5 protein-coding genes are annotated in these 7,979 nt (G+C 74.7%); 1 reads left to right on the top strand and 4 read right to left on the bottom strand.

Annotation, left to right across the window (positions count from 1 at the left end):
* Nucleotides 1-311: 311 nt before the first annotated feature.
* Genes E1211_RS28420 through E1211_RS28405 form a run of 4 tightly spaced genes read right to left on the bottom strand, consistent with a single transcriptional unit; the run spans nucleotide 312 to nucleotide 6,188 of the window.
* Complete coding sequence (locus E1211_RS28420) at nucleotides 312-1,553, bottom strand: MFS transporter (RefSeq protein ID WP_132352697.1); 1,242 nt, start codon at nucleotides 1,551-1,553, stop codon at nucleotides 312-314.
* 39 nt (nucleotides 1,554-1,592) lie between these two features.
* Complete coding sequence (locus E1211_RS28415) at nucleotides 1,593-2,174, bottom strand: isochorismatase family protein (protein ID WP_132352695.1); 582 nt, start codon at nucleotides 2,172-2,174, stop codon at nucleotides 1,593-1,595.
* A gap of 31 nt (nucleotides 2,175-2,205) precedes the next feature.
* Entirely contained in the window at nucleotides 2,206-3,492 is a 1,287-nt protein-coding gene (locus E1211_RS28410) for a nicotinate phosphoribosyltransferase (RefSeq protein ID WP_132352693.1), read from the bottom strand.
* A gap of 17 nt (nucleotides 3,493-3,509) precedes the next feature.
* Nucleotides 3,510-6,188: a LuxR C-terminal-related transcriptional regulator gene (locus E1211_RS28405; protein WP_132352691.1), complete on the bottom strand. Its 2,679-nt coding sequence runs from the start codon at nucleotides 6,186-6,188 to the stop codon at nucleotides 3,510-3,512.
* 203 nt (nucleotides 6,189-6,391) lie between these two features.
* On the opposite strand from E1211_RS28405, the gene E1211_RS28400 reads away from it, so the two are divergent.
* Nucleotides 6,392-7,948, top strand: coding sequence for a hypothetical protein (locus tag E1211_RS28400; protein ID WP_132352689.1), 1,557 nt, complete (start codon nucleotides 6,392-6,394; stop codon nucleotides 7,946-7,948).
* The last annotated feature ends 31 nt before the right edge of the window (nucleotides 7,949-7,979 follow it).

The raw sequence follows: 7,979 nt of genomic DNA, 5'->3' as shown, positions 1-7,979 counted from the left end.
TGTTTATAAGAGACAGCCCCCGTGCCGGGCCACCGCCCGTGCCGGGCCACCGCCCGTGCCGGGCCCCGCGCGCCGAGCGCCGCGCGTGTCGAGCCGTGCACGCCGGGCCCCGCGCGTGTCGAGCCGCGCGCCCGCCTGTGCCGAGCGTTACCCGTACTGAGCCGTGCGCGCCGAGCCGCCCGTGCCGAGCACCGCATGTGTCGAGGCCGCGCGCGCAGAGCCGCCGGTGCCGAGCGCCCGACCGTGCCGAGCGCCCGACCGTGCCGAGCGCTGCGTGCCGGGCCGCCCGTCGCGTCGCGGAGGGCGGGGGCTCAGTGGCCGGCGGTCGCGTACTCCGGCTCGGCCGGGGTGGAGGCGGCGGCGCGGCGGTGCCGCAGTTCGAGCGGGAGCACCGCGAGCGCCACCAGCGCGCCGATCACGCCGGTGACGGCGAAGCCCCACCAGGGCGCCCGGGCGTCGATGACCGCGCCGGCCAGCGGGGCGCCGACGGCGAGTCCGATGGTGACCGCCGAGCCGTGCACGCCCATCGCCTCGCCGCGGACCTCGGCGGGGGCGAGCTTGCTGACCGCGTCGGCGGTCGCCGCGAGGGTGGGGGCGCAGAGCGCGCCGGCGGGGATCATCGCCAGGCAGAGCAGCCACCAGTGTGATCCGCCCAGCCCGACGGGGATGGTGCAGACGGCGAGCGCGGCCATCAGGGCCAGCGGCGAGATCGCGCGGTGGGTCGCCCCGTAGGCGAAGCCGCCGACCAGCGACGCGACCGCCCACATGGCGAGGACGACGCCGGTCCAGCCGGCCTCGCCGCTCTCCCGCAGCACGGCGACGACCGCCACGTCGGTGCCGCCGAGCACCAGGGTGGCGGCGAGGCTGACCGCGAGTACGGCCAGCAGCCGGGGGGTGACCCATTCGCGCCGGCGTACCTGCCGCCGGGGCGTGCCGGGTTGCTCGCTGCCGTCGGCGGTCGGCGGGTTGAGCAGCCAGAACGCCACGCCGGCGGCGACGATGCCCGCTCCGACGAGGTAGAGGGTGTGTCGGGCCGAGATGGTCGTGGCGAGGGCCACGGCGAGCGCCGGTCCGATCATGAACGACAGCTCCACCGACATCGAGTCGAGGGCGTACGCGGGGCGGCGGCGGTCCTCGGGCACCAGCGCGGCGACGGACTGCCGGACCACCGAGAAGATCGGCAGGGCGAGCGAGCCGGCGATGAAGGCGGCCGGCAGCAGCAAAAGGTAGGGCAGGGACGGTGCGGTGGACCAGAAGATCGCCTCGGCGATCCCGGTGAGGACGAGCACCGGCCGCAGTCCCCGGCGGTCGATCAGCCGGCCGAGCAGCGGGCCGCCGATCGCGCCACCGATCGTGACCGCGGCACCGACGAGTCCGGCCGCGCCGTAGCCCCGGCCCAGGTCCTGGACGACGTAGAAGGTCAGCGTCACCCCGGTCGCGGTGAGCGGAATGCGGGCCAGCACCGCCACGAGCAGCAGCGACCGGAGACCGGGCAGGGCGAGCGCCTCCCGGTAAGGCTTCAAATTCACGACGGTCCGTACCTCCGGCGTCATCCTCGCCGGAGATGCGGCGGTCGCCAACCGATTACCGGGTCATGCGGTCCTGATCACAGGTTCGCCGCGGAGGGTGACCCCGGCGCCGTCCATGGCCCGCAGCGCCACGTCGGTGGTGGCCGGGGCGACGGCGGCGGTGAGGTCCAGCAGCACGGTGGTGATGAAGCCCTCCCGTGCGGCGTCCAGCGCGGTGGCCCGTACGCAGTGGTCGGTGGCGATGCCGACCAGCTCCACCGACTCCACGTCGTGCCGGCGCAGCCAGTCGGCGAGGCACTCGCCGTCGGCGGCGTGTCCCTCGAAGCCGGAGTACGCGGCCGCGTGCTCGCCCTTGTGGAAGATCTCCTCGATCCGGCCGGTCTCCAGCGCGGGGTGGAACTCGGAGCCGGGGGTGCCGACCACGCAGTGCCGGGGCCAGGTGTCGACGAAGTCCGGCGGCTCGCCGAAGTGCGCCCCCGGGTCGACGTGGTAGTCCTTCGTCGCCACCACGTGGGCCCAGCGGCCCGGCTCGGCGGCGAGCAGCCGGGTGATGCCGGCCGCCACGTCCGCCCCGCCGTTCACGGCCAGCGAGCCGCCCTCGCAGAAGTCGTTCTGCACGTCGACGATGATCAGCGCGTTGCTCATCGATGCTCCCTCCTGTCGCCGCGGACGACGTTCACCCGGCCGGTACGACGGTGACCGGAATGGCCGGGTCGCCGCCGGAGAGCTTCAGCCCCTCCCAGGGGATGGAGATCAGGCACTCCCGCAGGTGCTCACGCGACTCCGCCAGGGTGGGCAGTTCGACCGGCTCACCGGCGACCACGTACCGGCGCTGCAGCAGCCGGTCGTTGGCCTGCCGCTCGGGCACCCCCTGCGGGACGATGACCTCCTCGGTGGCCGTACCGGTCGGCTTGTGCCGGCGTACCGCCGTCTTCCGGCCGCCGATGGTGGCCTTCTGTTCCGAACGTTTCACCACCGGCCGCCCGTCGACCTCGACCAGCTTGTAGACGAGCCCGACGGTCGGCGCGCCGGAGCCGGTGACGACGGCGGTGCCCGCCCCGTACATGTCGACAGGCTCGGCGGCGAGCGCGGCGATCGCGTACTCGTCCAGGTCACCCGAGACGATGATCTTCGTCTCGGTGGCGCCGAGCGAGTCGAGCAGTTCCCGGGACTGCTGGGCGATCACCGCGAGGTCGCCGGAGTCGATCCGGATCGCCCGCAGGTCCGGCCCGGCCACCGCGATGGCGTTGCGGATGCCCTGGCTGATGTCGTACGTGTCGACGAGCAGGGTGGTGTTCTTCCCCAACGTGGCGACCTGCGAGGCGAACGCCGCCCGCTCGTCGTCGTGCAGCAGGGTGAAGGCGTGCGCCGCGGTGCCCGCGGTGGGGATGCCGTAGCGCCGGCCCGCCTCCAGGTTCGAGGTGAAGCTGAAGCCGGCCAGGTAGGCGGCGCGGGCGGCGGCCACTGCGGCCGCCTCGTGCGCCCGCCGGCCGCCCATCTCGATGAGGGTACGGCCGCGGGCGGCGGTCACCATCCGGGCGGCGGCGGCCGCGACCGCGCTGTCGTGGTTGAGTACGGAGAGCACGAGGGTCTCCAGCACCACGCACTCGGCGAAGCCGCCGGAGACGGTGAGGACCGGGGAGTTCGGGAAGAAGAGCTCGCCCTCGGCGTACCCGTCGATGTCGCCGGTGAAGCGGTAGTCCCGCAGCCAGGCGGCGGCCTGCTCGTCGACCACCCCGGTGCGCAGCAGGAACTCGACCTCGGCCTCCTCGAACCGGAACTCGCGGATCAGCTCGATCAGCCGCCCGGTGCCGGCGACCACCCCGTAGCGGCGTCCGGCCGGCAGGCGGCGGCTGAACACCTCGAAGACGCAGCGGCGGTCGGCGGCGCCGTCGCGCAGCGCCGCGCTGACCATGGTCAGCTCGTAGTGGTCGGTCAGCAGTGCGGTGCGAAGGGTGCTCACCGGCTCAGCCTAAGAGTTCAGTCGGCGTCGCCGCCCTCGTGCCCCGGGATCGCCCGCAGCGCCGCGTGCAGCTCGGCCCGGCTGGTCACGCCGAGCTTGGCGTAGATGCGCTGGAGGTGGTTCTCCACGGTGCGGGCGGAGAGGTAGAGCCGCTCGGCGATGGCCTTGCTGGTGGCGGCCTGCGCGGCGAGGCGGGCCACCTCCCACTCGCGCTCGGTGAGCGTCGGTGTGCCGGCGCGCAGCGCCGGGGTGTGGATCAGGTCGCAGCGGTTCAGGAGCGCGGCGAGGCGTTCCCGGGCCTCGCCGGCGGCGGCGGGCCGTTCCCGGCGTAGCCGGTGCAGGACGGCGGCGGTCGCCTCGGCGGCGAAGACGTTCAGCTCGCGCGCCGCGAAGGCGTCGGCGACCGCCAGCAGCTCGGCGGGGGAGCCGGCGACCGCGGCCCGGGCGTGCCGGGCCAGCAGCGGCGGCAGCTCTCCGTCGACGCGTTCGGAGAGTTCGGTGAGGCGCTGCGCGACCGTGCGGCGGCTGCCGTCGGAGCAGGTCGGGCCGACCAGGGCGGCCGCCTGGTCCAGCCGGACCAGGTCGTGGAGGACGTGCACCTCGTGTCCGGCGAAGCCGTCCGCGCGCAGCCGGTCGGCCAGGTCGGTCAGCTGCTTCACCGCCCCGGGCAGGTCGCCCGCCGCGGCCAGCGTCGCGCCGCGCGCCTGCTCCAGCCACGGGTAGAGCACCGCCATGCCGGGCGCCTGGGTGCGGTCCGCCTCGGCCATCGCCTCGGCGGCCTGCGTCGCGTCGCCACGCAGGGCGGCCGCCTGGGCCCGCTCGGCCTGCGCCAGCCCCGCGTACACCCGGCTGGTGGCGAGCACCGCGCAGGCGCCGAGGCTGGTCCGCAGCGCGGCGTCGCTCTGGCCGCGCAGCCGCGCCGCGTACGCCTGGAGGATGGCGAGGTAGCCGGTGCCGAGCCGGAAGTCTCCGGCCCCGGCGAGGTCGGCGAACTCGTCGGCCACGATCGCGTCGATGCCGGCCAGGTCGCCGGCGAGGGTGAGGCGGGTGCCGCGGGCCAGTTCCAGGGCGAGTTGCAGGTACGGCATGTCGGCGCGCCAGCGGGCCGCCTCGGAGTGCACCTGGGCGATGGCCGTGCCGCTGCGCCGCAGCTGCCCCTGGGCGGCCTGCAGGTAGGCGATCGTGGAGCGGGCCAGCTCGCGGGCGGCGACGCTGGCCGCGGGGCGGTCGAGCACGCCCTGGCTGAGTCGCAGGGCGGTGGCGGTGTCGAGCCGGTGCAGCCGCATGATCGCCTCGAAGGCGCGTATCCGGGCCTGGTCGGCCGAGTCGGTGAGGCTCTTCGCCCGGGTCGCGATCTCCTCCACGGTGGACTCGCGGCTGAGCCCCCAGTAGGTGACCATTCCGCGTACGGTGAGCCAGCGGGCGAACCGCTGGCTGTCGCTCGGGTCGGGGGAGACGGCGTCGAGGACCTCGATCGCCTCCTCGGGCCGGTCGGCGAACATCAGGATCGTGGCGAGCAGCTCGGCGGCGTCGAACCCGCCGCCGGTGTCGAGGGCCGCGCGGGCCAGTCGCGTCGCCAGCGGGACGTCGTACCGGCTGAACGCCTGCCCGGCCGCCTCGAGCAGCAACCCCGCGTTCTGCGCCGTGCCGGAGTCGAGCCGCCAGACCGCCACCCGGAGCAGGTCGTCGCGGCGTCGCTTGCCCACCCGTTCCAGGAGCTCGGCGAGGCTGGCCTGGAGCCGTCGGGTCCGGCTGACCGGGCAGCGGCGGCGCATCACCTCGCCGTAGAGGGGGTGCGCGAGCCGCACGTTGGTGCGCCGGTCGTGCTGGATGACCGTGATCAGGCCCCGCTCCTCGGCGATCTCCACGTCCTGCCGGTCGACCGCCTGGTCGAGCAGTTGCAGGCCGAGCGGTTCGCCGAACGCGACAAGCTCCACCACCGCCCGGACGCCGGGGGTGAGCTGGCCGATCCGGGTGTCGATCAGGTCGGTGAGGTTCGGTGCCAGCTCCAGCCGGCCGGTCCACTTCCAGATCCCGTACGTGCGGGTCAGCTCCTCGCTGCCGTTGGCGGCGTGCACCAGCTCGCGCAGGAGCAGTGGGTTGCCGGCGGAGAGCCGACCGAGCCGGGCCGCCGAGCCGGCGTCGACCGGGCCGCCCAGGATCGCGGCGAGCAGTCCGGCGGTCTCCGCCGGCGCCATCGGGCTGAGCTCGGCCTTGTCGACCAGGTCGTCCGTCCAGAGTGCCCGGATCGGCAGGGGGATCTCCTCGCCGTCGCGCAGCGTGCCGATCACTGTGGCGTTGTCGGCGCGGGCGACGAGATGCACCAGCGCGGCCGACGGTTGGTCGAGCAGGTGGGCGTCGTCGATGGCGAGCACGATCCGCCGCCCGGCCGCCTGCTGCTGGAGCACGTCCAGCGCCCAGCGCAGGATGCCGGCGGGTGACAGCCCCTGGGGCTGTTCGGCGGGCAGCACCTGCACCAGGCCGCCGAAGGGCAGGCTGGCGGTGGTGGCGCTGGCCGCGATCGACCAGATGGCGTAGCGGTCGTTGGGCAGGGCCGCGACGCCTTCGCGGAGCAGCCGGCTCTTCCCGATGCCCGCGCTGCCGCTGTAGAAGAGCCCCCGCCCCTCCGTGCCGGTCACTGCCGACAGCAGACGGTCGAGCTCATCCGTTCGGCCGACGAAACTCCACCGACTCATCCCGGCAGCATATCCATCGAAATCGGTCCGCAGGCAGAGCGTCACGCAGCGAAGTTGAGTAATCTCGTGATTACCGCTGAGTATTCGAACTGTTCCGCCAGAGCCCCGGGTCGCTCGTAGTCTTCCGGCATCCGGTTCGGTTCACCGGAGTTTCCACGCGCGACCGGCTGTCGCCGGTCCGCCTGCCACGGGAGGTCGCCCTGATGAAGCCGGGTCACCTCTCCTCGGTCGACGTGCCCGGCCACCTCCCCGGGCCGGGTGACATGCCCCGGTGCGCGCCACTGCCCACCCGGGTCGGAGTGGCCAAGCCCGGTCCGGAGGAACCGCTGGGTGTGCTCGCGGTGGGGCCCGCCGGTGCCGGCCGCCGCGCCGTGCTCGCCACCCTGCTCGAACTCGACCCCACGCTGCTCGGCGTGCCCGACGGCAGCTGGCTGGTGCTGCGGCACGGCGCGACGGCGACGCGCGCGGCGTACGTGCCGGGCTACCGCCAGCCGCACACCTACGGCGCGGACCGCACGGCCGCCGGTCCGGCGTTGGCGCGTCCGCCGCGCCGGGTCGAGTTGCACCTGGCCGACCCGCTGCTGCGCCACTTCAGCCTGGTCGACACGGCCGACACCGGCACGCTCGGTGTCGCCGGCGTCCCGGTGCTGCTGGACGCGGTCGGCCGGGCCGGAGCCCTGCTCTTCGTGGTCTCCGCCGACCAGGCGTTCACCGCCGCGGAGCTCAACCTGCTCGCCGAAACCGCCCGGGCCAAGGTGCCGGTCTTCTTCGTGGTCACCCCGGGCTCGACCGGCTGGTCCGGGTCCGACAGCACGGCGCCGACGGAGGACGCGGGGGCGTCCGTCCCGCCGCCGGGGGCCGGGCTCCCCTCGCCCGGCCCCGCGGTCGACCCCGTCGCCGTGACGGTGGAGGCCCACCGGGCCGCGTTGCTCTCCGCCGTTCCCGGCCTCGCCGAGGCGCGCTGGTTCGCGCTGCACGGCGGCGCCGCGGCCGACCTGCGCCGGGCCCTGGTCGGCTGGGCGGTCGACGAGGGGCTGCGGCGGGCCAGCTCCGATCCGCCCGTGCTCCCCGGCGAACACGTGCGGGTGAACGTGGTGACCGACCCGGGGGACTGGTCCGAGCAACTTGACCGGCAGAGCCGCACCTGCGCCCAGCGGATCCGGCAGCACCTGGCGCTGGAACTGGCCAACATCCACCTGCGGGTCGTCCAGGAGATCGTCTTCGGCGTCGGCTGCGCCGGTCTGCCGCAGCTGCTCGACCGTGAGATGGAGGCGTTGTCGCTGCTGGCGACCGCCCAGTGCGACCGGGCGGTGGGCGGCATCCTCGACGACGCCCTCGGGCGGGTGTTCGGGGCGTCGCTGCCCGACGGCGTACGCCAGCGCGTCGTCAAGGCGGTCCGCTTCGGTCTCGCCGAGGACCGGCTGGCCCGGGAACTCGACCGGGTGTTGCTTGTCACCAGCACCGCCGGCGTGGCCGGTCTGGCCGGCGACGGGGCGATCGACGCCCTCGCCGGCTATCCCGCCGCCGCGCGGACCGAAATCCTGCCACCGGTGGCCGTCGCCCTCTCCGGCGGCTGCTGGCAGCGCTGGCGCAACCCCGGCAACAACGACGTCAACGCGGCACGGGCCTGGGCGCAGCGGGCGCTGCGGGAGGTCGAGCTGGAACTGGCCCGAGACGTCTCCCGACGGTTCGACGTCGTCCGCCTGGCTCTCGGCGCGGTGCTTTCCGATGCGGTCGACCACGGCATCCTGCTCGCCTGACGGCGACCACGGCACCCGATCCGCCGGGCCC

Source organism: Micromonospora sp. 15K316 (assembly GCF_004348525.1).
Classification (GTDB): Bacteria; Actinomycetota; Actinomycetes; order Mycobacteriales; family Micromonosporaceae; genus Micromonospora.
Note: the sequence above shows the minus strand (reverse complement) of the source record. Positions and strands in the feature narration are given on the sequence as shown.